General features: G+C 68.5%; 30 protein-coding genes. 12 read left to right on the forward strand and 18 right to left on the reverse strand.

The annotated features are described in order from the left end of the window. The first annotated feature begins 37 nt into the window (after nt 1–37). From K6T84_RS18825 to K6T84_RS18840, 4 genes are read left to right on the forward strand one after another with little or no spacing between them, the layout of a single operon-like run. Nucleotides 38–496, forward strand: coding sequence for an STAS domain-containing protein (locus tag K6T84_RS18825; RefSeq protein ID WP_224860169.1), 459 nt, complete (start codon nt 38–40; stop codon nt 494–496). A gap of 56 nt (nt 497–552) precedes the next feature. Continuing rightward, on the forward strand, nt 553–1062 hold the full coding sequence (locus K6T84_RS18830; RefSeq protein ID WP_225399555.1) for a phosphatase PAP2 family protein: 510 nt from the start codon (nt 553–555) through the stop codon (nt 1060–1062). Continuing rightward, nucleotides 1059–1805, forward strand: coding sequence for a peroxide stress protein YaaA (yaaA, locus tag K6T84_RS18835; protein ID WP_225399554.1), 747 nt, complete (start codon nt 1059–1061; stop codon nt 1803–1805). Before K6T84_RS18830 ends, yaaA begins: the two co-directional genes overlap by 4 nt. Beyond that, nucleotides 1802–2443: a M15 family metallopeptidase gene (locus K6T84_RS18840; RefSeq protein WP_408065909.1), complete on the forward strand. Its 642-nt coding sequence runs from the start codon at nt 1802–1804 to the stop codon at nt 2441–2443. Before yaaA ends, K6T84_RS18840 begins: the two co-directional genes overlap by 4 nt. Here the strand turns inward: K6T84_RS18840 and K6T84_RS18845 are convergent. After that, a complete protein-coding gene (locus K6T84_RS18845) occupies nt 2436–2747 on the reverse strand; it encodes an MTH1187 family thiamine-binding protein (protein ID WP_224860163.1) in 312 nt (103 codons plus the stop codon). The two genes, K6T84_RS18840 and K6T84_RS18845, sit on opposite strands and share 8 nt — an antisense overlap. Before the next feature lie 51 nt (nt 2748–2798). On the opposite strand from K6T84_RS18845, the gene dtd reads away from it, so the two are divergent. Then, nucleotides 2799–3230 carry a D-aminoacyl-tRNA deacylase gene (gene dtd, locus K6T84_RS18850; RefSeq protein WP_224860162.1) on the forward strand — a complete coding sequence of 144 codons (432 nt, stop codon included), beginning with the start codon at nt 2799–2801 and terminating at the stop codon, nt 3228–3230. Nucleotides 3231–3236: 6 nt separating this feature from the next. Here the strand turns inward: dtd and K6T84_RS18855 are convergent, their stop codons facing one another. The 4 genes from K6T84_RS18855 to K6T84_RS18870 form a co-directional block, all read right to left on the reverse strand. Then, nucleotides 3237–4676: a lipase maturation factor family protein gene (locus tag K6T84_RS18855; protein ID WP_225399553.1), complete on the reverse strand. Its 1440-nt coding sequence runs from the start codon at nt 4674–4676 to the stop codon at nt 3237–3239. Nucleotides 4677–4685: 9 nt separating this feature from the next. Then, on the reverse strand, nt 4686–5960 hold the full coding sequence (locus tag K6T84_RS18860) for a competence/damage-inducible protein A (protein ID WP_224860159.1): 1275 nt from the start codon (nt 5958–5960) through the stop codon (nt 4686–4688). A gap of 25 nt (nt 5961–5985) precedes the next feature. Continuing rightward, on the reverse strand, nt 5986–6495 hold the full coding sequence (locus K6T84_RS18865; RefSeq protein WP_225399552.1) for a hypothetical protein: 510 nt from the start codon (nt 6493–6495) through the stop codon (nt 5986–5988). Nucleotides 6496–6627: 132 nt separating this feature from the next. Continuing rightward, entirely contained in the window at nt 6628–6864 is a 237-nt protein-coding gene (locus K6T84_RS18870; protein ID WP_224860156.1) for a hypothetical protein, read from the reverse strand. 77 nt (nt 6865–6941) lie between these two features. Here K6T84_RS18870 and K6T84_RS18875 point away from each other — a divergent pair, with 77 nt between their 5' ends. Further along, on the forward strand, nt 6942–7739 hold the full coding sequence (locus tag K6T84_RS18875; protein ID WP_225401869.1) for an HAD family hydrolase: 798 nt from the start codon (nt 6942–6944) through the stop codon (nt 7737–7739). Between the two features lie 141 nt (nt 7740–7880). Beyond that, nucleotides 7881–9011 (forward strand): nitronate monooxygenase, encoded by a 1131-nt coding sequence (locus K6T84_RS18880; RefSeq protein ID WP_225399550.1) that lies wholly within the window; start codon nt 7881–7883, stop codon nt 9009–9011. A gap of 4 nt (nt 9012–9015) precedes the next feature. On the opposite strand, the gene K6T84_RS18885 is transcribed toward K6T84_RS18880, so the two are convergent. The 7 genes from K6T84_RS18885 to K6T84_RS18915 are packed head-to-tail and all read right to left on the reverse strand — an operon-like array spanning nt 9016 to nt 14649. After that, nucleotides 9016–9462: a hypothetical protein gene (locus K6T84_RS18885; protein WP_224860152.1), complete on the reverse strand. Its 447-nt coding sequence runs from the start codon at nt 9460–9462 to the stop codon at nt 9016–9018. Beyond that, the gene (locus K6T84_RS18890) at nt 9459–10739 is read right to left on the reverse strand and encodes a DUF58 domain-containing protein (protein WP_225401868.1); all 1281 of its coding nucleotides are present in this window, start codon (nt 10737–10739) and stop codon (nt 9459–9461) included. Before K6T84_RS18890 ends, K6T84_RS18885 begins: the two co-directional genes overlap by 4 nt. Next, complete coding sequence (locus K6T84_RS18895; protein WP_225399547.1) at nt 10736–11734, reverse strand: AAA family ATPase; 999 nt, start codon at nt 11732–11734, stop codon at nt 10736–10738. Before K6T84_RS18895 ends, K6T84_RS18890 begins: the two co-directional genes overlap by 4 nt. Continuing rightward, complete coding sequence (locus K6T84_RS18900; RefSeq protein ID WP_225401867.1) at nt 11731–12216, reverse strand: hypothetical protein; 486 nt, start codon at nt 12214–12216, stop codon at nt 11731–11733. Before K6T84_RS18900 ends, K6T84_RS18895 begins: the two co-directional genes overlap by 4 nt. Continuing rightward, complete coding sequence (locus K6T84_RS18905) at nt 12213–13139, reverse strand: DUF4129 domain-containing protein (RefSeq protein WP_225399545.1); 927 nt, start codon at nt 13137–13139, stop codon at nt 12213–12215. The genes K6T84_RS18900 and K6T84_RS18905 overlap by 4 nt, the downstream gene beginning before the upstream one ends. Nucleotides 13140–13183: 44 nt before the next feature. Beyond that, a complete protein-coding gene (gene gnd / locus K6T84_RS18910) occupies nt 13184–14206 on the reverse strand; it encodes a phosphogluconate dehydrogenase (NAD(+)-dependent, decarboxylating) (protein WP_224860147.1) in 1023 nt (340 codons plus the stop codon). A 20-nt stretch (nt 14207–14226) separates the two neighbouring features. Beyond that, nucleotides 14227–14649, reverse strand: coding sequence for a hypothetical protein (locus tag K6T84_RS18915; RefSeq protein ID WP_224860146.1), 423 nt, complete (start codon nt 14647–14649; stop codon nt 14227–14229). Nucleotides 14650–14765: 116 nt separating this feature from the next. Between K6T84_RS18915 and K6T84_RS18920 the strand changes: the two genes are divergently transcribed. Continuing rightward, nucleotides 14766–15314 (forward strand): YceI family protein, encoded by a 549-nt coding sequence (locus K6T84_RS18920; protein ID WP_224860145.1) that lies wholly within the window; start codon nt 14766–14768, stop codon nt 15312–15314. 1 nt (nt 15315) lies between these two features. Here the strand turns inward: K6T84_RS18920 and K6T84_RS18925 are convergent, their stop codons facing one another. Beyond that, nucleotides 15316–16443 (reverse strand): DUF7159 family protein, encoded by a 1128-nt coding sequence (locus K6T84_RS18925; RefSeq protein ID WP_456341109.1) that lies wholly within the window; start codon nt 16441–16443, stop codon nt 15316–15318. Between the two features lie 297 nt (nt 16444–16740). On the opposite strand from K6T84_RS18925, the gene K6T84_RS18930 reads away from it, so the two are divergent. Then, nucleotides 16741–17718 carry an esterase family protein gene (locus tag K6T84_RS18930; protein WP_224860143.1) on the forward strand — a complete coding sequence of 326 codons (978 nt, stop codon included), beginning with the start codon at nt 16741–16743 and terminating at the stop codon, nt 17716–17718. Between the two features lie 115 nt (nt 17719–17833). After that, nucleotides 17834–18292, forward strand: coding sequence for an SRPBCC family protein (locus K6T84_RS18935; RefSeq protein WP_224860142.1), 459 nt, complete (start codon nt 17834–17836; stop codon nt 18290–18292). Here K6T84_RS18935 and K6T84_RS18940 read toward each other — a convergent pair whose 3' ends face one another. The 4 genes from K6T84_RS18940 to bfr all read right to left on the reverse strand — a co-directional run bounded on the left by K6T84_RS18940 (nt 18293) and on the right by bfr (nt 23395). Next, nucleotides 18293–20086, reverse strand: coding sequence for a CocE/NonD family hydrolase (locus tag K6T84_RS18940; RefSeq protein WP_225402002.1), 1794 nt, complete (start codon nt 20084–20086; stop codon nt 18293–18295). 206 nt (nt 20087–20292) lie between these two features. Beyond that, nucleotides 20293–20787 carry a carboxymuconolactone decarboxylase family protein gene (locus tag K6T84_RS18945; RefSeq protein WP_224860141.1) on the reverse strand — a complete coding sequence of 165 codons (495 nt, stop codon included), beginning with the start codon at nt 20785–20787 and terminating at the stop codon, nt 20293–20295. A gap of 11 nt (nt 20788–20798) precedes the next feature. Next, nucleotides 20799–22826, reverse strand: a complete 2028-nt coding sequence (locus K6T84_RS18950) for an MDR family MFS transporter (protein WP_225402001.1) — start codon at nt 22824–22826, stop codon at nt 20799–20801. Nucleotides 22827–22915: 89 nt separating this feature from the next. After that, a complete protein-coding gene (bfr, locus tag K6T84_RS18955; protein ID WP_224860140.1) occupies nt 22916–23395 on the reverse strand; it encodes a bacterioferritin in 480 nt (159 codons plus the stop codon). Nucleotides 23396–23619: 224 nt separating this feature from the next. Between bfr and K6T84_RS18960 the strand changes: the two genes are divergently transcribed. Together K6T84_RS18960 and K6T84_RS18965 are read left to right on the forward strand one after the other, a co-directional pair. Continuing rightward, nucleotides 23620–24315: a fatty-acid--CoA ligase gene (locus K6T84_RS18960; protein ID WP_224860139.1), complete on the forward strand. Its 696-nt coding sequence runs from the start codon at nt 23620–23622 to the stop codon at nt 24313–24315. Nucleotides 24316–24324: 9 nt separating this feature from the next. After that, on the forward strand, nt 24325–24561 hold the full coding sequence (locus tag K6T84_RS18965) for a (2Fe-2S)-binding protein (protein ID WP_224860138.1): 237 nt from the start codon (nt 24325–24327) through the stop codon (nt 24559–24561). Here the strand turns inward: K6T84_RS18965 and K6T84_RS18970 are convergent. Beyond that, entirely contained in the window at nt 24553–25320 is a 768-nt protein-coding gene (locus K6T84_RS18970) for an enoyl-CoA hydratase/isomerase family protein (RefSeq protein ID WP_224860137.1), read from the reverse strand. The two genes, K6T84_RS18965 and K6T84_RS18970, sit on opposite strands and share 9 nt — an antisense overlap. Nucleotides 25321–25371 lie beyond the last annotated feature (51 nt).

A 25371-nucleotide genomic window follows, 5' to 3' on the forward strand; every position in this document is an offset into this window, starting at 1 on the left:
GCCGACCGCGATCACACATCGGAAGCGGGGGCTGGGCATGGCTACCACCATCACCACTCGGGGCACGTCGCACATCGGTTCGCAGCGCAATTCCGTCATCGAATGCGGAGGCGCGCAGATCCGGGCGCACTATCGGCACCTCGCGACCGTCGTCACCATCCGCGGCCGGATCGATTCGGCCAATGTGGACCAGGTCAGCGAACAGGCCCGGCGCTACGTCCTGGCCAAGGAGCCGGTGGTGCTCGATCTGAGCGGGGTCACCGCGTTCACCTCCGCGGGCATCTGGCTGCTGTGCGTGATCGACGGTGACTGCCGGGCCGCCGGCGTGGAGTGGACGCTGATCGAGGGCACCACCGTCGGTGAGCTGCTCAGCGACTTCGACCACGACGCCAAGTTCCCCACCGCACCCTCGGTGGACCAGGCGCTGCACGCGCTGGCCGACGGCAACGACCAGCGCCGTCAGGCACTTCTGCCGTTGTTCCAGAAGTCGGCCTGATAGGACGCGCCGCCACGGCCACCCTGCGGTGGTGGCCTGCGATCGGACTACTGGCGATGCTGGCCCTGGGCTGGGCGGTGGGCCACGACGCGACGGCATTGGACACCTGGTTCGGCCACGGCACCCACAAGATCCTCGGTGAGCAGCCACGGTGGCTGTTGATCTTCACCAGCGGCTGGCTGGTGCTGGCGGTGACGGCGGTGTCCCTGGCGGTCGCGCTGTACCGCCGGCAGTGGCCGCTGGCGGTCGCCGTGGTGATCGTCCCGTTCGTGGCCACCGCAGCAGGTCAGTGGCTCAAGCAGTTGTTCGACCGGCACAACGGCCCCTACCTGGAATACCCCAGCGGCCACACCGCTCTGCTGGTCTCGGCGCTGGGCATGCTGGTGGTGGCAGCCGGTGTCGGGATGGCCCGGCGGTGGGCGCTGGGCCTGGCGGTCCTGCTCAGCGCGCTGGGCATGCTCGGCCTGGTGGCCTGCGGCTATCACTACCTCACCGGCACCGTCGGGGCGGCGATGCTCGCCACCGCGCTGGTGAGCGCCGCCGCTCGGTTAACGTCTGCGCTGTGATCGTGTTGCTGCCCCCGTCGGAGACTAAACGCACCGGCGGCGACGGCCGCCCGCTGGAACTGGACGGCCTGGGCTGCCCGGAACTCACCGAACTGCGGGCCGCGCTGATCGGAGAGCTGGTGGAGCTGGCCGCCGATCGTGATGCCAGCCGGCGCGCCCTGGCGTTGTCGGCCGGTCAGGACGGCGAGATCGAGCGCAACGCGCAGCTGCGCACGTCTGCCACCGCGCCGGCGATCCAGCGTTACACCGGCGTGCTCTACGAGGCGCTCGACGTCGAGTCGCTGCGCGGTGCGGCAGCTGCCCGCGCCACCGCCCGGCTGGCCGTCGGCTCAGCGTTGTTCGGACTGCTGCGGGCGACCGATCAGGTACCGGCCTACCGGCTTTCGGCGGGTTCGAAGCTGCCCGGGCAGCCGGGCCTGGCCCGGCGTTGGCGGCCGGTGCTGGAACCGGTGCTGGCCAAGATCGCCGCCGCGGAATTGGTCGTCGACCTGAGGTCGGGTTCCTATGCGTCCCTGGCGAAGATCCCCGGCGCGGTGCGCGTCGATGTGCTGGCCGAGCACGCCGACGGCCGTCGGGTCAATGTCAGCCATTTCAACAAGGCGCACAAGGGCCGACTGGCGCGGGCGCTGGCCACCACCCGATCCGAACCCGACGATGCCGCGGCGGTGGCCACCGTGGCGCGCCGGGCCGGGATGCGGGTGGAGCGCGACGGCCAGAAACTGACCCTGGTGGTCTCGGCATGAGGATGATCAGCGCCGTGCTGCTTTTGGGGTTGGTCACCGGCTGCGGTGTCGCGGCCGCCGACGTCCCGCCGGTGTCGGCGCAGGCCCGCGCGGCCGGTTTCGTCGACGTCCGCAGCGCGGTGCCGGACGCGATCATCGACCTGCGCTATGCCACCGCGAATAACTTCACCGGTGTACAGCTGTATCCGTCCGACGCCCGGTGCCTGGTGCACGAGTCGCTGGCCCCGGGTTTGACGGCGGCCGCCGGCGCGCTGCGCGCCCGGGGCCGGAGGTTGGTGTTCTGGGACTGCTACCGACCGCACGACGTGCAGGTGCGGATGTTTCAGGTGGTGCCGAATCCGAACTGGGTGGCCCGGCCCGGCCCGCTGGCCCGCAGCCACGAGACCGGGCGATCCGTCGACGTGACGACCGCCGATCAACAGGGGCGCCTGGCTGAGATGGGCACCGGCTTCGACGACTTCACCCCGACCGCAACGGCATACGCCGACGGAATCAGCGCCCGCGCCACGGCCGAACGTGCCGCCTTGCGTGAGGCGATGGGCGCCGGCGGGTTGTCTGTCTACTCCGGCGAGTGGTGGCATTTCGACGGCCCCGGCGCCGGGGTGGGACGCCCCATTCTCGACGTTCCGGTCACCTAGAAGGCGCGGCCAGGTGTCGCTCCACCGACGCGACCTTGGCGTTCATCGCGTCGACCGCTCCCGCCCGAAGGTCGGCCTTGATCACGGTGCTCACCCTCGGGGACCGGGCGGCCACGGCTTCCACCGCCCGCTGCACCACGGCCATCACCTGCGCCCAGTCGTCGCCTTCGATGACGGTGAACATGGCATCGGTGTGATTGGGCAGCCCGGACTCGCGGACCACCCGGACCGCCTCGGCGACGATCTCCCCGACTCCCTCGCCGACACCGAGTGGGGTGACCGAGAACGCAACCAGCACCGACATCTGCCTCACCCCCTCGTTCGCACCACCAGTGAGCCTACCTAGCATCGGGCCATGCGGGTTCTGGTGCAACGTGTCTCGTCAGCGCGGGTTTCCGTCGACGGCGAGACGGTGGGCGCGATAACGCCGGACGGCCAGGGGTTGGTGGCGCTGGTCGGGGTCACGCACGACGACGACACCGACAAGGCTCGGCGGCTCGCCGAAAAGCTCTGGCAATTACGAATTCTCGACGGCGAGCGATCGGCCGCCGATACCGGTGCGCCGATCCTGGTCGTCAGCCAGTTCACCCTCTACGCCGACACCGCCAAGGGCCGGCGCCCATCGTGGAACGCCGCGGCACCCGGAGCGGTCGCCGAGCCGCTGGTGGCCGCGTTCGCCGACGCACTTCGCGAGTTGGGAGCCCACGTGCAGACCGGGGTGTTCGGCGCGCACATGGCGGTGGAATTGGTCAACGACGGCCCGGTGACGGTGCTGCTGGAACTCTGAGACTGATCAGCCCCGAATGGCCGTGGGCGGCGCGTACACACCCACCAGGTCGCGGTGCCACCACGCTTTATCCCGCCGGCGCTCGGCCCGGGTGGTGAACCGGTACTCATACAGCAGTGCCCGCACATACCGCGGCGGTTCGCCGGGAAAAGGGTTGCCGCGCAACAGCCGCAGCGTGTCACGATCGTTGCGCAGCAGGCGCTGCAGCAGTGCGTCGCGCCACGGCTGCGCATAGCGCGGCGACAGCGCGGCGAACCACATCAGCCAGTCCAGCCGCAGGTGGTAGGGCGCCCACTGCCTCGGAGGCCGTTTCAGCGCACCGGGTTTGCCCTTGAACTCGTACTCCCGCCACACCGTATCCGCACTGATCCGAGCCTCCGTGGTGCCCTCGATCACCACTTCCCGGCGGGTGCGGCCGACGGTGCCGAACGCACCGTAGCTGTTGACCAGATGCAGCGGGTTGAAGGAGGCGTTCATCCGTTGGCTCCGACTGGCCATATTGCGGATCGGCCAGTAGCTGAGCACCAGCACCATCGCGACGAATGCCAGCACCAGCGCCGTGAACCATGGTGGGGCTTCGGCCAGACCCGGTGATGCCGAACCGAAACCCATTCCTGTAAGCCAGGATTGGTCGATCACGCTGGCGGCCAGGACAATTGTCAGCCAGTTCAGCCAGGCGAAGTTGCCCGACGCCACCAGCCACAGTTGGGTGGCGACGATGATCACCGCTGCAACGCCGGCGACCGGCTGCGGCGCGAACAGCCCGAACGGCACGACCAGCTGGGCGAAGTGATTGCCGGCGGCCTCGATCCGGTGCAGCGGCTTGGGCAGGTGATGGAAGTACCAGCTCAGTGGGCCCGGCATCGGCTGGGTCTCGTGGTGGTAGTACAGGCAGGTCAGGTTGCGCCAGCAGGGGTCGCCGCGCAGCTTGATCAGGCCGGCGCCGAACTCGATGCGAAACAGCAGCCACCGCGCCAGCCACATCACCAGCACCGGCGGCGCCACCCGGTCATTGCCCAGAAACACCGCCAGGAAGCCGCTTTCCAGCAGAATCGACTCCCAGCCGAATCCGTACCAGACCTGCCCGACGTTGACGATCGACAGGTACAGCACCCACAGCAGCAGCCAGAGGGCCATCACCGCCCACAGCGGGGCCAGATCACCGACGCCGACCACCATCGCCGCGGCCAATATGGCGCCCAGCCAGCACAAGCCGGCGAACCATCTATCCGAATAATGCAGGTGAAAAATACTGGGAGCCAACCGGAACGACCGCCGGCGCACAAACGATGGCACCGGAAGCATGCCGTGCTCGCCGATCAGAGCTCGAAACTGCCGCCCGGCCGCGACGAAGGCGATGACGTAGACCGCCGCGATGCCGCGTTCCAGCACCAGCCGGCCCAGCCGATATCCGGACCCGTCCAGCCACACCCATTGCGTGTTCACGCCGGCGCGTCATTCGGCTGACAGAGCCCGGCGCAGCAGATGCATGGCCACCGTCGTCGAGCGCTCCCGGATATCGGCACGCTCCCCCGGCAACCGGGTGGTGCGGGTCAGCAGCGTGCCGTCGCCGAGCGCCACACAGAAGCACACCGTGCCCACGGGCTTGTCCGGCGTTCCCCCGCCCGGGCCGGCTATCCCGGTGATGGCCACCGCAGTGTCTGCCCCGAACCGGCGCAGCGCACCGGCGGCCATCGCCTCGGCCACCGGCTCGGACACCGCGCCGTGCTCGGCGATCAATGCCGCGTCCACCGCGAGCAGCTCGGATTTCGCATTGTTGGAGTACGACACCACGCCGCCGGCCAGATACTGCGAGGCGCCGGGCTGGTCGGCCAGCCGCGCCGCCAGCATTCCCGCCGTACAGGATTCCGCCGTCGCGATCCACCGACCCGCCAACATCCCCGCCACCAGATCGTCGATCAGCGAACCGTCCTCGGAGAAGACCTTGCCGCCGTGGCGTTGGCGCAGCAGCGCGATCAGTTGCGCGTAGGCGGTGGCGGCATCGGGTTCATAGCGGGTGACGATCTCCAACTCCCCGCGACGCAGACAGGTGGTGATCTCCAGCCGGTTGTAGTCGGCGATGGTCTGCTGCGCGTGCCGCAGTGTGTCGGCCAGACCGGATTCGGGCAGCCCGAACATCCGCACCGTCTGCTGTTCATAGCGGGTGCGGCCGGCGATCGCGTCCTGCACCGCTGCGGTGCCGATCGCCTTGTGCCACATCGGTTGCAGCTCGCGCGGCGGCCCGGGCAGCACCACCACCGTCGGCGTGCCCGCCACCACCACGCCCGGCGCGGTGCCCACCGGGTCCAGGATGGTGGCCCCAGCAGGCACCATCGCCTGCTTGCGGTTGGCCGCGCGCACCGTCGCAAAATCCGGTGCGCCCGGACCGGTGTAACGCGCCATCATCGGTTTGAGGATTTCGGCGATCCGGTCCTCCAACTCAGCATCGAGCACCAGGTCCCGGCCGCAGAACCGGGAGACGGTCTCGACGGTCAGGTCATCGGCCGTCGGCCCCAGGCCACCGCTGGTGACGATCAGGTCGACACCGGCACCGGCCAGGAACCGCAGCTGTGCCTCGATGTCAGCAGGCCGGTCACCGCAGATCGTGATGTGCGCCAACTCGACTCCCAGTTCCAGGAGCTGGTCGGCGAGCCACGGTCCGTTGCGGTCGGCGATGCGCCCGGTGAGTACCTCGGTACCGGTGACCACTATTCCTGCGCGTGCGCTCACCGGTCCGAGGTTACCCACTCACGGGTCAGGGCAGACCGGGGATGAGCACCACTTCCATCGGGGACGCCGCGGGAATCGGGGCCGCCGCGGCCGCCGGCATGAAGGCGCCCGGAACCATCGACGTCGGTGCCATGGCTGTCGGTGCCATCGCCGCCGGCGCGGCCCCGCCGAAGTTCGGCATCGGGAACGGCAGCATCGAACCCAGGCTGGCCGGCAACCCCGACAGGCCACTGGTACCGGCGGGAGCCGCGGTGCTCTGCGTCGGCGGAACGTTGAAGGTCGCGGTCGCGATCGGCGACTGGGCCGGCGCAGCCGCGGGAGCCAGCGTGGAGCCACTGAGTGCCGACGCGGTGGTCTGCAGCAACTGCTGCGGAATGGTCGCCGAGGACGCGACGACCTGCTCCAACACGCTGGGCAGGCCGGGGTTGATCGGCGCGACGTCCGCGCTGGCGACCGCGCTGGATGCCAGCGCCCCCAGGAACAGGCCGGCAGCGGCGCCGGCGGCAACAGTGAGGCAATTTCGGATTCGTGACATGGCTTCTCCCCAATCCCGTGAACGACAAGGTCGGGACCGAAGTTAGCCGTGTGAAAATTGAGACTGGTGTGACACGACGGGCGGTATATGAAACCGATGCGAACCGGAGTCGCGGCAGTTACCCCGCCCGTCTCACTTGGCCAGCCAGCTCTGAATCTTCCCGACCTCGGTGGTGTAGGCCAGCAAGACGGTGTCCTCGTAATGTGCACCGCCGTTGAGGACGGTGTCATCGCGCCACATCGCGTGGACGTGGTAGATGCCGCGGCTGTAGATGTCGACACGCTCCCGGCGGGTGCGCCGCCAGCCGAGCTGCTCGGCTTGATCGGACAGTGCCTGGCGCAGATCGGTCGTGGTGGACTCACTGGTCATGGACCTGGTCTCCTCATCCATAGGCTGATCACGCTATCAGCTGCCACCCACCCGCCTCGGACGTAACATCGACGCCGATGACCTCGTCAGCATCACCGCGCGACCTGATCGCCGAGATCGCCAGCACCGAAACCGGAGCCCGGATCGGGGCCTTCTTCGATCTGGACGGCACGCTGGTCTCCGGGTTCACCGCCACCGCTCACGCCGGTGACCGCATTCGGCGGCGCCAGGCCCGGGCCGGCGAGGTGCTCGGTGTCGTCGAGGCCGCGGTGCGATATCGGCTGGGCCGCATGCAGTTCGAGCGGCTGTTGATGCGCGCGGCCGGCTACCTCCGTGGCGAGTCCATCGGCGAACTCGACGGCGTCGGCGCGAGACTGTTCGCCGACCACATCGCCGAGCGGGTCTACCCGCACATGCGGGAGATCGTGCGGGCGCATCAGCAGGCGGGCCACACCGTGGTGTTGAGTTCCTCCGCCCTGACCATCCACGCCGAGCCCGTCGCCCGCTTCCTGGGGATCGGGCAGGTGTTGTGCAACCGCTTCGAACTCGACGACCACGGTGTGCTGACCGGCGGCGTCGTCAAACCCGTGGTGTGGGGCGCACAGAAGGCCGCCGCTGTCCAGCAGTTCTGCGCTGAGAACGGGATCGAGCTGGCCGACAGCTTCTTCTATGCCGACGGCGACGAGGACGCCGCGCTGATGTCGGTGGTGGGACACCCCCGGCCGGTCAATCCACGCCCGGGGCTGGCCGCGCTGGCGGCGCGGCACGGCTGGCCGGTGCTGCGGGTCAGCGGGGCCGGCCGTGCCCGCGCAAGGTCGCTGAGCCGAGCCGCCGGCTTCGGAGTGGCCGTGCTGCGGGCTGTCGCAACCCGTTGAGTCGGCTCTGGCGACACGATTGGCGGTAGTGTGGGGATTCCAGTCGCCCACCTGTGGCCTATTGGCTTCAGCCCGCCGAGTCTGGTACTAAATTAGAACACGTTTCACTCAAGTCCCGTCGCCCCCGCGAAGGAGCAGGTAATGCACACTCCCCTCTGCGATGAGCTCGGTATCGAGTTCCCCATTTTCGCCTTTACGCACTGTCGTGACGTGGTCGTCGCGGTGAGCAAGGCCGGTGGGTTCGGGGTGCTCGGCGCGGTGGGCTTCACCCCCGAGCAGCTTGAGATCGAACTGAACTGGATCGACGAGAACATCGGCGACCACCCCTACGGCGTCGACATCGTCATCCCGAACAAGTACGAGGGCATGGACTCCGGACAGTCGGCCGAGGACCTGGCGGCCTCGCTGCGCAAGATGGTGCCCCAGGCGCACCTCGACTTCGGCAAGAAGCTGCTGGCCGACCACGGCGTTCCCGTCGAGAACGCCGACGACGACAGCCTGCAGCTGCTGGGCTGGACCGAGGCCACCGCCACCCCGCAGGTCGAGGTCGCGCTGCAGCACCCGAAGGTGACGATGATCGCCAATGCGCTCGGGACTCCCCCGGCCGACATGATCGCCCACATCCACGAAGCGGGCCGCAAGGTCGCCGCGCTGTGCGGCTCTGCGTCGCAGGCCAAGAAGCACGCGGCAGCCGGGGTGGACATCATCATCGCCCAGGGCGGCGAGGCCGGCGGCCACTGCGGCGAGGTGGGCTCGATCGTGCTGTGGCCCGAGGTGGTCAAGGCGGTGGCGCCGGTTCCGGTGCTGGCCGCCGGCGGTATCGGCAGTGGCCAGCAGATCGCTGCGGCCCTGGCACTGGGCGCTCAGGGTGCGTGGACCGGTTCGCAGTGGCTGATGGTCGAGGAGTCCTCGAACACCGAGGCCCAGCACGCCGCCTACATCAAGGCGGGCAGTCGCGACACCGTCCGCAGCCGCTCGTTCACCGGCAAACCGGCCCGGATGCTGCGCAACGACTGGACCGAGGCGTGGGAGGCCCCGGAGAACCCCAAGCCGCTGGGCATGCCGTTGCAGTACATGGTCTCCGGCATGGCGGTTCGGGCCACGAACAAGTTCCCCAACGAGAGCGTCGACGTGGCGTTCAACCCGGTCGGTCAGGTCGTCGGCCAGTTCACCAAGGTCGAGAAGACCTCGACGGTCATGCAGCGCTGGGTGCAGGAGTACCTCGAGGCCACCGGCACCCTCGAAGCGCTCAACGAAGCCTCTGGCGCCTGACTGCCTACCGCTCTGCACCCAGAAACGGTTGCGCGGCAACAGCATAGAGACCGAACGCCGCGAACGGCGCCGCCAGCGGCAGCCATGGCAGGCTGAACGGGAAGACGGTCACGGCCAACGCGGCACCGGTGAACCCGAGGGCGAAGATCACCGTCGGAGCCGTCACCGTGCCGGCGTGCCGCAACAGCAGGTAGCCGACCGCGGCCAGCCCGGCTACCGCCGCCGAAACCGCCGGTGGATCGGCGAATCCGATCGCCACCACGACGAGCAATACCGCGACCGTCGCCGCCGCACGCCACCAGAACCCGACCAGCACCGCGACCGCCGCCAGCAACGCCGCGGTGGCGGCCGTCCCCTCCGCCGCGGAACCGGCAGCCGCCGCCATGGCCAGCCCGCACGCGCCGGACAGCGCCGACAGCACTGGCCCGGGGGCATCGGCACACCGCGTCATGGCCCCGTCGCCGTCGGTCGTTGCCGCTGTGTCACCAGGCGCATCGACTGATCCAGCGCCTCCTGAGACACCCAGGACGCGACGTCGACGCCGAAGCTGGCCATATCCCGATACATGGCAGCGCGCTGCAGCATCCAGATCCGCGACACCAACGGCTCGGGTTGGTCCTCGAACGGTGAGCCGGCCAGGACGTCGACGACCAGCACCACGTGCCCGCGTTTGCGCAAGTCTGTCAGTGCCAGCGCAAACTCGGTGTCCAGAAGCGTAGAGAACGCGATGATCAGGGCGCCGGCCGGAACAGCGGCCCGCGGCGCCAGCGTGCCGACGGTGGTCTCGAATCCGTCGCCGGCGCCGAGGACGGCGTCGACGATGCGATAGAACTGGCGCTGCCCGATATCCGCGCCCACCCAGCGCGGCCGGCCGCCACCGAGCGTCACCACCCCGGCGCGGTCGCCATTGCGTAATGCGTTCTGCACCACCTGCGCTGCGCCGAGCACCGACCGCTCGGCTGCCGCGGTCGCCGGACCGTGCGGCTGCGGGTAGGCGTCGATGAGCACCACGACGTCGGCGGCCCGATCGGTCAGCCGTTGGGTGACGTGCAGACTCCTTCGCCGCGCACTGACCGGCCAGTTCACCGAGCGCAGCGGGTCGCCGGGCACGTAGGGACGGACGTCGGCGTACTCCACACCGCGACCCGGATGCCGGGTCAGGTGGGTGCCCACCCGGTCGAGCAGTTCGCTGCGCGGAATCGGCGTGCCCTGCGGCGGCGCCAGCGGGAACACTGTGACCTCAGCGACGTCGACGGTGGCCGTCCCGGCCAGCAGCCCGCCCCTGCCGACGGTGCCCACGATGGCTCGAATCGGGTAACGGCCCCAGCGTTCGGTGCGGGCGGTCAACGACTTCGCGGGGGCCGGCCCGGCCAAGCTGTCAAGGGTGTCGAGTCGCATCGCGGGGTGCGCCGACACCGCCAGGTCCACCGCAGTCACTTCAGCGGCCGATGTGGTCGCCCAGACAGTCAATTCGACCGTTTCGGATTCGAAACAGCGCTGCTTGCACGGGCTTGCGCGCACGTGCAGCACCGGTACCGGCGACTGCCGGCCCAGTGAGCACAGCACGCCCAGCAACGGTGCGGCGAACACGATCAACTGGCAGCGCGAGGCGCCCACCGCCACCACCAGGGCCAGCCCCGCGCCGGTGATCAGCGCCCGCGTCAAAGATGAGGCCCGCCAGTGCAATTCGACGTCGCGGCCCGCGCCGGACTCCGGGTCCACGATCACGTCGCGTCCGGGGGCGGCCCGCCCGTTTCCGGGTTTCGCGGCACCGGAAGCCGCCGCAGCAGCTCCTCGACCACGTCCGAACCCTGGATGCGCCGCACCCACATCTCGGGCCGCAGTGTGATCCGGTGCGCCACCGCCGAGGTGGCGAGCGCCTTGACGTCCTCGGGGATCACGTAGTCGCGACCGAGCAGCAACGCCCGCGCTCGCGCGAGCTGAATCAGGTCCAGCTCCGAGCGCGGACTGGCACCCACCGCGACCTGCGGGTGGTGCCGGGTGGCGGTGGCCAGCGATACCACGTAGCGCAGCACGTCGTCATGCACGCTGACCTGCTCCACCGATTCCCGCATCGCGATCACGTCGTCGGCGTCGACCACCTTGTGCACGGTCGGCATTGTGGCGCCCCGGTCCAGGCGCCGGCGCAACATCGCAGCCTCGCCGCGCTCCGACAGATAGCCCAACTGCAGCCTGATCGCGAATCGGTCGAGCTGCGCCTCCGGCAGCGGGTAGGTGCCTTCGTACTCGATCGGGTTGTCGGTGGCCAGCACGATGAACGGCTCGGGTAGCCGGTGGGTTGCGCCGTCGATGCTGACCTGACCTTCGGCCATCGCCTCCAGCAGGGCGGCCTGGGTCTTGGGCGGGGTCCGGTTGATCTCGTCGGCCAGCACCAGGTTGGTGAAGATCGGCCCCTGCCGGAACTCGAATCTCCCCGAGGCCATGTCGTAGATGGTGGTGCCGAGCAGGTCCGCCGGCAGCAGGTCCGGGGTGAACTGCACCCGGGTGAAGTCCAATCCGAGCGCCGCGGCGAACGATCGGGCGATCAGGGTCTTGCCCAGTCCGGGGAGATCCTCGACGAGCACGTGGCCACCGGCGAGCACCGTGGTCAGGATCAGCGTGAGCGCAGCCCGCTTGCCCACCACCGCCCGCTCGATCTCGTCGAGCACGGCGGTGCAGCGCGCGGCGGTGGTCGCCGCCGTGCCGGACCGCCCGGTGCTCATCGCTCCTCCAGCCGGTGCAGGATCTCCTCCAACACAGCGCGTCCCGGTCCCGGCCCGCGTTCTCCCGCGGGAGCGACATTGCCCGGATCCACCCACGGCCACAGCTCGTCGCCGAACAGCATCGCCCCGTTGGCGCTGAACGTCGCGGGGTCCTTCGCCCGCCTCTGACCGGTGGAGACCTCGAAACGGCTGGCCAGGATCGGGCGCCAGCGTCGATCCCAGTCCGCCCGCGTCGACTCCGCCCAACGGATCCTGGCTTCCGTGCCAGACAGCCACCGCCGCAATGATTCTCCGAGTTCGTCAACGACCATCGGCTCCGTGGGCGAACCCGCGTTCGCCGCCAGCATGCGCCGGATTCCGGCCAGCGGCACCGCAATCGCAGCGCCTGCCGCCCACGCCAGCCACAGCGGCCGGTGTAGCACCAATGCCACCAGCTCCACCGCGATTACCAGCAGGACCGCTTGCATCGCAAATATTTTCATGTCGCAGCCCGCAATTCGTCGAGCACCAGCCGCAGTATCGCGACAGCATCGGCGCGGTCTTGCTCGGTCATCTGGTGGGGACTGAACCGCGCCTCGGTGAACAGCTCCACCAGCCGGGAGGCGTTGTCCGACGCCAGCGCATGATGGTCGACGGCGCGGGCCAGCACCTCGGTGGGAGTGTCACACTGCCGTGGTGCGACATCGGGGACGTCGGCCAGGTGGCGCTCCATCGCCGCGTAGCAGGCGATGATCGCCTCCCGCGGTCCACGACTGCGGTCGGCGATCCGGGTCAATCCCAGCTCAGCTACCCGGACCAGGGTTTCATCCGCGGCGGGTCCGGGCACAACGACCGGCGCGCCGTCGGTAGCCGATGGCCGAACGCGGCCGCGGCGAGGGCGCGCGGTGACCAGGGCGGCCAGCAGCACCGTCGCCACGGCGCTGAACAGCAACAGGCCGGCCACTGAACCGTCCGGGCCAGGAGCCGAGGGCGGTGCCGGTGGGACCGGTGTCCCCGGGGCGGATGGCGACGCGGGCACACCGCTTCGCGAGTCGGGCAGTTCGACCGGGATCGAGAAACGGTGCATGCCACCCAGCTCCGCGAACACGACGATCGCCACCAGCGCCAGCGCCACTGCCGCCAATGCGATCAGCAGCACCCGCCAGGACAGCCGTCCCCGACCGCCCAGGGGTGACTCGGCCAGCTGCCCCATGCTGCCGGCTGCCGCGCGCGGGTGACGCAGCCGACTCACCGTAGCGATGGCGACGGCGCCCACCGATACCGCCAACAGCACAGCCAAAATGATGGTCTCGGCCGGACTTGCGGCGGTCGGCTGTCGTGGCTCGCCGACGACACCGGGCAGATACCCCTGCGTCGCGGCCCCGGCCACCACCAGCAACGCGATCAGGTTGATCACCCGCGGCATCCCCAATACTGGCACGCCGGGCCGGTGGGCGGCCAGGATCTTCGCTAAGCGTCGGGCTTCTCGTCGTGCCCGCCGAACTGCTTGCGCATCGCCGAGAGCACCTTGGCGCCGAATTCGAACAGGTGACGTGACGCGAAACGCGCGTACAGCGCGGTGGTCAGCACCGGCGCCGGCACGCCCTCGTCGATCGCGGCGATGACGGTCCAGCGGCCCTCACCGGAGTCGGAGACCCGGCCGGCGAACTCCTCAAGTGCCGGCGACTTCTGCAAGGCGCCGGCGGTGAGGTCCAGCAGCCAGGAGCCGATCACGCTGCCGCGTCGCCAGACCTCGGTGACCGCCTCGATGTCGATGTCGTACTGGTAGTACTCGGGATGGCTCAACGGCGCCGTCTCGGCATCGCCCTGCTGAGCCACCTTGCCGATGTTTGCGTGGTGCAAGATGTTGAGACCCTCGGCGATCGAGGCCATCATCCCGTACTCGATTCCGTTGTGCACCATCTTCACGAAGTGCCCCGCCCCGGACGGGCCGCAGTACAGATAGCCGTTCTCGGCCTGGCTGACGTCACCCTCGCGGCCCGGCGTGCGCGGCGCCGCCTCCACACCCGGTGCCACCGTGGCGAAAATCGGCTCGGCGGTGTCGAACGCATCGCGGTCGCCGCCGACCATCAGGCAGTAGCCGCGCTCGCGGCCCCAGACCCCGCCGCTGGTGCCGCAGTCCAGCAGGTGAATGCCTTTGTCGGACAGCAGTTTCGCATGTGCCAGGTCGTCGCGGTAGTACGAATTGCCACCGTCGATCACGATGTCGCCGGGCGCCAGGATTCCGGCCAGCTCCTCGATGACGCCCGCGGTGATGTCGCCGGCCGGCACCATCACCCACACCACCCGCGGGGCGGACAGGTTCATCGCCAGCTCGGACGTCGAGGACACCCCCGTGACACCGGGTTCGCCGGTCAATGCTGCCACGGCGTCGGGATTGTGGTCATAGACCACGCATTCATGGCCACCGTCTGTCAGCCGCCGGACGAGATTGGCTCCCATCCGGCCGAGGCCGATCATGCCCAATCGCATGACGTCGAGGTTAGTCGAAGTCAGCCGACCTGAGCGATCCCGGGCGGGAAGTACGGTCCGATGCCGCCGGTGTAGATGCCCGGCTGCCAACCCCGTGCACCCATGCACAGCAGCGGCAACCCGTCGGGTGACTGTGCGGCCGACTGCGGATTCGGACAGGGCGAACCGATGTCCTGCACTCCGTAGAGCGGGTTCGAGATCTGCCAGAACCCGGTGTCCTTCGGCGGCCATTGGTTGGCGATGAAGTGACACGCCAGCGCCTGGCCGTTGGGGCCGTGGCCGTAGATGTAGCGCTCCCAGCTGTAGCAAGCGTCGCCCTGTCGCTGCCCCTCGGCCATCCCCGGTACGTCACCCGGGTAGGCGCCGGCGGCCGGTGCCCCGAGCGCCGCTGTCACACCTGCGGCGCCGGCGATGAGAGCTGCTGCGGCCAGTTCACGAATCATTAGTCGCCCTTAATCCTGTCGATCCGGGCCACGAGGCCCCGACAGGGAAGCCTAACCGGTACCCGCCGGGCGTCTTCGGTGAATCCACCGATTGTCGGCCCACTAAAGTCCCGCAGATGGCCGACACGCAGACGCAGTTCGACGAATCGCAGGGCCGTCTGCAGATCGGCACCGACGTGGCCGGCCGAGCCGCCAAGATGGGCCACCGCCTCACGATCTCCATGTCGCGCTGGCAAGCAAGGGTGCGGTGGTCGTCGGGTCGGCCCACCTCGGTCAGCCTGTCCATCGAGGTTGACGCATTGCAGGTACTGCGAGGTGACGGTGGGCTGACACCGCTGACCACCCCGGAGAAGGCGTTGATCCGCGGCAACGCGCTCAAGTGCCTCGGCAGCGGCAAATACCCGCGAATCCTGTTCGAGTGCAACGATATCGAGCCGGCCGAGAGTGGCTATCGGTTGGCCGGGACGCTGCAGATCCGGGGCCGGACCCAGCGGCATGTCGTCCAGGTGCGGGTGAACGAGGCGGGCCGGGTCGACGCGGAGAGCCGGGTGCGCCACAGCGACTTCGGCGTGCGGCGCTATTCGATGCTGATGGGCGCGATGCAGGTCGCCGATGAGGTGACGGTGTCGATGACGGCGACCGTGCCGGCGGTGCCCGGGTCCTGAATCAGCGGGCCGGCAGGCGCGGAATGTGCTGCCGAAACCGATCCAGCAGCGTCGGCGAGCCCTGAGGCGGCGGGCCGGGCTCCATGGCCGGTGCATCCCACAGCGTTTGGAGCTCCACCAGCGCGCCCTCGGGCGTGTCGGTCGGGGGCGGCGGGGCTTCGACCTTGGGCGCGGGGGCCTCCACCATCTCGGGCACCTTCTCGCTTGCCTTCTCGGGAACCTTTGCCGGTGCCGCGACGTGCGCCATCGTCACGCGTTCGGGCGGCGTGGAGTTCGGGACGTCCTTGCTCGGGGAAAGCTGCATGCTCACGGCCGCCGACACCGAGGCCACGAACGTGACCGCTCCGCCGGTCAGCATCGTCAACGCCCCGGCGTAGGACAACGACATCCGGCGTGCCGACCGATCAGCCGACCCGCCCGGGTGCCCCGCGAACGACGCGCCGGCCAGGTCGGCGTGCGGCGCCAGCGCCAGCGCCGCACCCCGCGCCAACGCCTGTTGAGCACCACCTTGGACGAACACCGGCACCTTCAGCTTGGATTCCAGGCGGCGGCCGAGCCGGTCCATTCCCCTCATCGAGCCGGCCACCAGCAACACCTCGGGCCGGTCAGCGGCCGCCGCGAAGGCGTCGGCCAGCCAACCGGTCACCTCATCGGTACCGCCGATCGCGCAGGTGGTGATGTCGCCGGCGTCCGCGCCGCCCAGCGGCACCAGGGTGGCCATTCCGGGTTCGATGACACACACCGCCGTGCGGCCGCTGCGCCGGCCGACTCCGGTAGCGAGCGAGCCCGCCGCATCACCGAAGCGCACCGGCACCACGTTGTCGAACCCGGCATCGGCGAGCGACTCCAGCAGCAATGCAGCGGCCACCGTGGCGTCGTCACTCCAGGTGACGCCCACTCCGTGCAGCCGGTCTCCACGGGCTGCGGTCATGGTGCGCGCGCGAACCGCGACAGCAGATGCCGCCGCAGCCATGCTCACAGCGTCCAGTCCCGGGCCATTGCGGTCAACGCCGAACTCATCGCCGGCCACCGTCGAGGCGTCCTCCACGGGTCCCTCGGCTATCACCCATCCGAGCGTCGTCGGTGTCAGTGCCAGCCCTAGTACCGTATCCAAAATTGCTTGCCCCAATCGTCCTGATCTGCGATATCGCTCACCGGCGACAGTCAGGACTGTGCGGTCTTGTCGGCTTACCGCAGGCGAGCCTACGCGTGTCGTCTGGCCCTGCCTAGCCCGGTCCAGGACCGAAAATCGGGTATGCTAGCTCGCGGGTCAAATCCCACTGACGGCAGCGGGGTCGCGGACAGCGGCGGTTGCTGCAGGTGAGGGCCGATACAAAGGTTGTGGCGGCCGGTTCATCGCAATCAGCACGTTAGCAAGTTCGAGGCATTTCAAGAGCGTTCCGCAGCAAGACGATAAGGGGCTGGAATGACAGACGTGACCAAAGGGATGCGCTGGGCGCGCCGACTTCTCGTCGGTGCGGTGGCCGCAGCAGCACTGCCGGGACTGATCGGTCTGACGGGCAGCGAAGCGACCGCATCGGCGTTCTCGCGGCCGGGTCTGCCGGTCGAATACCTGCAGGTTCCCTCTGCCGGTATGGGCCGCGACATCAAGGTGCAGTTCCAGTCGGGCGGCTCCGGCTCCCCCGGCCTCTACCTGCTCGACGGCATGCGCGCCCAGGACGACTACAACGGCTGGGACATCAACACCCCGGCTTTCGAGTGGTACTACCAGTCGGGCATCTCGGTCATCATGCCGGTCGGCGGCCAGTCCAGCTTCTACAGCGACTGGTACAAGCCGGCCTGCGGCAAGGCCGGCTGCTCCACCTACAAGTGGGAGACCTTCCTCACCAGCGAACTGCCGTCCTACCTGGCCTCGGAGTACGGCGTCAGCCAGAGCCGCAACGCCGCGGTCGGCCTGTCGATGGCGGGCGCGTCCGCGCTGAACCTGGCGATCTACCACCCGAACCAGTTCACCTACGCCGGTTCGCTCTCCGGCTACATCAACCCGTCGGAGGGCAAGAGCTGGATCGGCCTGGCCATGGGTGACGCGGGCGGCTACAAGAAGGAAGACATGTGGGGTCCCGACAGCGACCCGGCGTGGCTGCGCAACGACCCGACGGTCAACGTCGACAAGTTGGTGGCCAACAACACCCGCCTGTGGGTCTACTGCGGTAACGGTCGGCCGAACGAGCTGGGCGGCGACAACATCCCCGCCACATTCCTCGAGGGCAACTTCATGATCGGCCAGAACAAGAAGTTCCAGGAGCTCTACACCGCGGCCGGCGGTAACAACGCCGTGTTCGACTTCCCGGACTACGGCACCCACAGCTGGGAGTATTGGGGCGCTCAACTGCAGGCTATGAAGCCTGACCTGCAGAGCCACCTGGGCGCCAGCGCCGGCTGAGTCTCACCAGCACCGAGATCTGACCTCTGCGCCCCACCCGATTCCGGGTGGGGCGCAGAGCTTTTTTCACCGGGTGGGGTTACCACGCAAGGCCGGGAATGCTTTGATTGCGAGCATGCAGGGTTCAGCGACAGTCCACATGGCGGCTCCAGCCGAACGGATCTGGGATCTGGTGGCCGACGTCCGCAAGATCGGGCAGTTCTCCCCGGAGACCTTCGAAGCCGAATGGCTCGACGGTGCAACCGGTCCGGCGGCCGGGGCCCGTTTCCGCGGCCACGTCAAGCGCAACGGCATCGGGCCGGTGTACTGGACGGTCTGCCGCGTCACCGAATGCGAGCCGGGGCGGGTGTTCGAGTTCGCGGTGCTCGCCGGCGATCGGGCCCTGAACAAGTGGCGCTATGAGCTGTCCCCCACCGCGGACGGCACCGACGTCACCGAGTCCTTCCGGCTGGCAGACTCCTTCCTGACCAACGTCTACTACTACGCGTTCGGCGGTTTTCTCCGGCAGCGCAACAACATCCGTGACATGCGGCGCACCCTCGAGCGCATCCGCGACGTCGTCGAACAGGGCTAGTCAATCCAGGCGGTCCGGATCGGCCAGCGGCAGCAACAAGCACGACGGAGTCGCCCCACCCTGGTGTACCTGATAGAGACCGCCGGCCAAGGCCCGGCATGCCGGCTCGTTCGGCACCAGGTGCGGGAAATCGTAGGTGGTCACGGTCAGTCGCAGCCGATGCCCCGGTGCGATCAGCGCCGCGGTCGGGAAGATCTCGATGTCGTAGCGGGTCGGCTCGCCCGGCACCACCGGCCGCACCGCAGCCCGGGTGCTGATGTGATGCGGGCGCAGCACGGTGCCGTCCGGCAGGTACCAGGTGCGGTCCGGGTCGAGTTGGCGGTGGGAGCCGAGCAGCGCTCCCATGGTCAGCGGGCGATTGACGCCCTCCGGCGCGACGTCGTCGAGGTGGGCCACCCACAACGTCTCGGTGGTGTCGGCCGTCGCCTGGATGCTCAGCGTGATCGGCCCGGCGATCAGGGTCGGCGAGTCAAACCGCTCGCTGGTGTAGGTCAGGGCACCGCGTTGCACCCGGCGGTTGTCCTGATCGTGGCGAGTACGGCCGCCCGCCGACGAGGTGACGAAACTGTTGAGCCCCAACGACCATTGTTCGAGGCTGCGTCCGGACATCGGGCCGCGCGAGCGGTACGGCAGGGCGACAAGGGTCTGCTCGGCCGGGGCGTCGGCGCTCAACCGCCCGGCGTGTGCGAGGTACAGCTTCGTCGGTGTCGCTTCGGGGATCGGGTATTCCCGGGTGTGGTACCAGCGCCGGCCGCCGATGGCGGTGAAAGTGAACGGCGCACCCGACATCGCCGCGGCCGCATCGTCTTTGAGCCAGTAGTCGAACCAGCGCAGCTGCAGATCCACGATGTTGAGGCCGTCGTAGTCCGACACGTGGTACCACGGCCCCATCATCAGCCTGATCCGGTCGCTCAGCGGTTGTCCGGGCTGCATCGGTGCAGTCACCGGCCGACCGGTGCAGGCGTTCTGCAACGCCGCGTAGTTCAGCGGCGCTCCGCGTTGGAAAGCATCGTGCCAGCCGCCGGTCAACAGGACTGCGACATTGTTGGCGGCAATGTCGGGCAGGATCAGGTCCGGTCGCATGGTGTCCCAGAACGGCCCGTCGAAGGCGGCGTCACCGCCGGTGCGCGCCTCGTCGACCAGCGGCTCGAAGTAGCCCCGCTGATCTTTGCCGCGTTGCCGCACTGCGGCGAACCCGCCGGCGCGCGGGCGCGGGTGCCCGCCGGGGGTGAAGAACTCCAGGGTCGGGTTGAGAACGTTGAGCAGCCGGTACACCGAGCCGTACGCACGCACGGTGCGCAGGTGCGACACCCCGCCCATGGTGGCGGCGTCCCGGTAGAAGTCGTTGGCGGCCATCACCGGAAAGATGGCCTTCAGGGGTGAGTCCGGCCCGACCGCGGACGCGGTGAACAACTGGTTGATGGCCAGGTAGGAGATGCCGAACATGCCGACCCGGCCGTTGGCGTTGGGCAGAGTCGAGGCCCAGGTGACCAGTTCGACGCCGTCGCGGGTCTGGTCCGCGCCGAACATCTCGAACGACCCGCCTGATGCCCCGGTGCCACGGACGTCGACCATCACCTCGATATAGCCGCGCCGGATCAGGTGCGGTGCCGGACCGCCGCCGATCTGCGCCGCCGGCGGCGGCGCCAGTTTGCCGTAGGGGGTCACCGACAGCAGCACCGGAAACGGCCCGGCCGCCGGCGCCCCGGTCTCGGGCACGGTCGGGTAGTGAATATCGGCGCGCAGCACGATCCCGTCGCTCATCGGCACCGCCACGTTGCGGTGTATTCCGATACCGAACTGCGCCGGCGGGGCGCTCCAGGGCGGATCGAACGGCGCGGGGTTGTGCTTACGGGCCTTGGCGCCACCGGCGTTTCGCAGCGCCAGACCAGCCGCCCCGGCCGCCCCGGCCGCCCCGGCCGCCCCGGCCGCCCCGGCCATGGCCAGCGCCCAGCCGGCCCGGCGCCCCCACACTCCGGCCACCAACGCCCCGCGCCGGGTCAGACCCGGCTGGGCAGGGTGAATGCGCAGGCCTGCCCGATGTCCAGGGTGCGCAGCAGCCGTCCCATGCCGACCCACAGCGCACACGACAGCGCGAGGTCGGTGAGCAGCTCGTCACTGAGGTGCTCCGAGCAGCGCGACCAGAAGTCCTCGTCGTCGCGCAGGCCGGTGTGGTCCGTGGCGAATCGGTGGGCGAACTCTGCTGCGATGCGTTCCTGGGGGCTGTAGCCCGCCCAGGTGCGCCACTGTGCCGCGTGGTCGTAGAGGTCCTCGCTGACCCCGGCGGCGGGGCCGTCGGCGTCGCGGGTGTTCATGCATACCGTGCACTCGTTGGCCTGGGCGATCACCATCCGGGCCAGCTCACGGGTGCGCATCGGCAGTCTGCCCTTGTTGTAGACCGCGGTGCTGAATCCCCCGATGCCGGCGGCGAGTTCAGGCGATTTGGCCATCCAGCCGATCATGTCGTGGGCTTCGAAGTCTCCGATGCGGCTCATACCCAGCGATGCTAGCGGGCTGCGGTGCCGTCATGGGCGGAGCCGGCCAACTCCGGTGACTGGACCGCCCAATCACGGTCGGCGAGGCTGCGATAGGCGATCCGCTGCAGCGCCGCCTCCACCTCGCCACGATCCGGCCGGCCCTCGAAGCCGGGCGAGCGGGCCAGTTTGTCCACCACCCACTCCTGAACCAGCGACGATACGAAGCCGACCTGACGCAGGCCGGCTCGGGTCAGGCCCAGGTGATCACCGTCGCGCAGTACATAACCCTCCGCCACCAGACGATCGACGGTGGGTTCGAGGATTTCGTAGGGCACCCGCAGCGTCCTGCCGATGTCGCTGAGCCGCGCGGTCCGGAATACCTGCGTGTAGCGATGAATGCGCAGCACCGTCCACAACCCGGCCACATCCAGCGGGGAATCGGACCGCATAGCGATACTGCGCAGCCGCACCCCCGGCTCGTTGCGCAGCAGTCGTCCGATCGCGGTCTCGAGCAGCTCGTCCGACGTCTCGTCGGTGGGCATGCCGAACCCGTCGCCGAGGTCGGCCGCGTTGTCGGGCAGCTCCTTGAGCGGGACCTCGCGCAGGGACAGGGCCAGGACGAATCCCAGCAATGCGACCGGCGCGGCCCACAAGAACACCTGGCCGAGTGATTCGGCGTAGGCCGCCACGATGGGCGCCGCCTGCTGCGGCGCCAGCCGATGCACCGCCTCCGGAGAAGCGGCGGCCTCCGCCGGCAGCCCCGCGGTGCCCAGCGCCGAGGCGAGCCGGCCGTCGAGGAAGTTCACGAACAGTGAGCCGAAGACCGCAGCGCCGAACGAGCTGCCGATGGTCCGGAAGAACGTGACGCCCGAGGTGGCCACACCCAGGTCGGCAAAGCTGGAGATGTTCTGCACGACGAGCACCAGGACCTGCATCGACAGGCCGATGCCGGCCCCCAGCAGCAACAGGTACAGCGACTGCACCAAGGCCGGTGTGGCCGCGTCCATCTGCGACATCAGTGCGAACGCGAGTGTCATCAGCGCGGTGCCGACCACCGGAAAGATCTTGTACCGGCCGGTGCGGCCGACGAGGGCACCGCTGCCCGTGGACGTCACGAGCATGCCCACCACCATGGGCAGGGTGCGCAGCCCCGACGTGGTCGCCGAGACGCCGTCGACGTACTGCATGAAGGTGGGTAGGAAGGTCAGTGCGCCCAGCATCGCGAAACCGACCACGAACGCCAGCACACAGCAGACCGCGAAGACCGGGTCGGCGAAGAGTCGGGTCGGCAGGATGGGTGCGGCGACCCGGCTCTCCACCCACACGAACAGCGCCAGCGCCACGACGGCCCCGGCGAATAACCCGATGATCGCCGGCGACCCCCAGGCGTACCGGTTGCCGCCCCAGCTGGTGGCCAGCGTCAACCCGGTGGCGCCCAACCCGACCAGCACGATCCCGGCGTAGTCGATGGTCGGCTTGGCTCGGCCGACCAGCGCCGGGATCGCCACACCGGCCACGATCAACACGACTACCGAGATCGGCAGGTTGATCCAGAACGCCCACCGCCAGGTCAGGTAGTCGGTGACGTACCCGCCCAGCAACGGGCCGATCACCGTGGTGACCCCGAAGACCGCGCCCAGCATGCCCTGATAGCGGCCCCGGTCACGCAGCGGTATGACCTCGCCGATCAGCGCGGCGGCGGTGACGGTGATCGCGCCGCCGCCGATACCCTGCAGCGCGCGGGCACCGACCAGCATCCCCATCGAGGTGGACAAGCCGCACAGCACCGACCCGGCCACGAAGAAGAGAACGGCGGTCTGGAAAACCCGCTTGCGGCCGAACAGGTCGCCGAGCTTGCCTGCCAGGATCGTCGCGATGGTCGAGGTCAACAGATAACTGGTGACGACCCACGACTGGTGGCCGGCGTTGCCCAGATCCGACACGATCGTGGGGAGTGCCGTAGCCACGATGGTCTGATCGAGGGCGGCCATCAGCAGACCGAACACGATCGCCGAGAAGATCAGGTTGCGGCGCTGCGGGCTGACTGTCGGCCGCATGTCGTCGGCGAGCGGCGGTGCATTGGGCGTCGTGGTGATGGTGGTCCCTCCCGTCGGCGTCACGCGCTAACGGGTACCCACTTTGGTGATCAGGACGGTGGGCGGGAGACGCACTGCGCCGAATACAGCGCATCGCCCAGCTTGTCCATCAACTCCAGTTGAGTCTGCAGATAGTCGATGTGGGATTCCTCTTCGACGAGGATGCCCTCGAGCAGCTTGGCGGTGGTGCTGTCCTGTTTGTCGCGGCACATCACGATGCCCGGTCGCAGCCGGTTGAGGACGTCCATTTCGAGCGCGAGATCGCTTTCGAACTGCTCGCGCAGGGTCTGTCCGATGCGCAGGGATCCGATGCGCTGATAGTTCGGCAGACCGTCGAGCAGCAGGATGCGGTCGGTGACCGCCTCGGCGTGCCGCATCTCCTCGAACGATTCGTCGCGGGTGTGGCCGGCCAACTCGGTGAACCCCCAGTTGTCCTGCATCTTGGAATGCAGGAAGTACTGGTTGATCGCGGTGAGTTCGCTGGTCAACTGCTCGTTGAGCAGTTTGAGAACCTCTGGGTCGCCTTGCATGATCACTCCTCTGATGTGAAGAACCTCGCATGCCGGCCGCGACGGACGGGGGTTGGATCGTCGCCGTAACGCGCCGAATTCAATCTAGTGCAGGTGCCCGGTCAGGATGCGGTGTTTACCCGGGTCTCGGCGCGTCGAATCGGCACATCGGCTACCGGATCCGGCGAGAACGGATCGCCGGGGGCACTGCCCGATGCGCTGAACTTAGGTTAGACTCTACTAACATGAGACTCGATTCGCCTAGCCGCAATATCGGCGTTTCGGGCAGCTGTGTCTCCCACCGTGCGGATCCACATTCACTGGTGCTGGCGCTGGATTATCAAGTCGACGACGTTGAGCGGACCTGGTCACTCATGCGCGATGACCAATCCCCGCTGGCGGCCCTCGGTGCCCGCCACGCGGTGCTCTACACCTCGGCGTTCGAACCGAAGCGGGTACTGGTGACGATCGGGCTGCGGCACCGGATCTCGGTCAAGGAACTGCTGCGCTCCCCCGCTGTCTTCGAATGGTTTGACCGCAGCGGGGTCAACGACCTGCCGGCGATCTTCGCCGGCGAGGTCCGCGAGAAGATCAACCTCACCCGGCCCGATTCCGAACAGCCCGGTTCCGAGGTGATCGTCGGAGTGGTCTCCACGGTCGCCGACCCCGAAGAGCTGATGGCCAAGGTGCACAACGGCCTGGGCCGGTTCGCCGACGCCGGCGTGCGCAAGGTGTGGGTGTATCAGGCTGTCGACGACGGCCGCGAGGTGTTGACACTGCTCGAAATCGACAGCGCGGCAAGCGCTCAGCGCTGGATGGACCACCCAGACACCGCCGCCGAGTGGATGACCGGTGTCGGAATCGGCAGCTATCCCCAGCCGTTCGTAGGGGAATTCGCCGCCGCAATCGATCTGATGACGCCCGAGAACGACAGTCAGTAGGGGTAGCGGATGTACGTATGCCTGTGTGCTGGAGCCACCAATCAGATGGTGTCCGATGCCGTCGCCGCCGGTGCGTCGACGTCGAAAGAGGTCGCCGCGATGTGCGGGGCAGGCGGCGACTGCGGCCGGTGCCGGTGCACGGTTCGCGGCATCATCGAGGCAACACTGGCCGCTGTACCGACGGAGCCGAGCGACGGCTCACTTCGCCACCTCGCCCTGGAGATCACCGCAGTCGGATCACGCTGATCCGCTGCGCGGCCTCCCGGTGAACTCGGCCAGCGCTTCGGCGTTGGCCGCAGCACCCATCAGTTCGGCGAACAGCGCATTCTCCCGTGCGGTTGCGGCGGAGACCTGATCGCGATGTGGCGCAACCATGGTCGACTTCACCGCAATCAAACTCGCAATAGGCCGGGAGGCAAGAACTTCAGCGTGCCGGCGGGCATCATCGAGTAGCGCCGCAGGTTCGCACACCTTCCAGACCAAACCCATCCGCAGCGCTTCGTCGGCATCGATCCACTCCGAGGACATCAACATCCACGCGGCGTTCTGACGACCGATCAACTGCGGCAGCAGATACGACGATGCGGCCTCCGGTGCCACACCCAAGCTGGTGAACGGACACTTGAGCCGGGCCGTGGTGGACATGAACGCCAGGTCGGCGTAGCCGAGGATGGTGGCGCCGATGCCCAGGCCGATGCCGTTGACCGCGCAGATCAGCGGCTTGGGGAAGCGCGCCAGGGCATCGACCAGGCCGCGGAACCCGTGCTTACCGGGGGTGAACTGCGGGTCGGTGATCATGGCCTGCATCTCCGCGAGATCGGTACCGGCACTGAAGGATCGCCCGTTTCCGGTGATCAGCACCACGGCGACGTCCGAGTCCTCGGCAGCAGCCAGCAGTGCCTCGGTGGTGGCGTCATAGAGCGCCTCGTTGAATGCATTGAGTGCGTCCGGGCGATTCAGCGTGCATGTCCGAACCCGGTTCTGGTCCTCAATTGTCAGGATCATTGGTAGTCAGGGGCGCAGTACTCGCAATGCGAGCCTGTTTCCCCATCCCCC

This window comes from Mycobacterium zoologicum, from assembly GCF_020181635.2.
GTDB lineage: Bacteria > Actinomycetota > Actinomycetes > Mycobacteriales > Mycobacteriaceae > Mycobacterium > Mycobacterium zoologicum.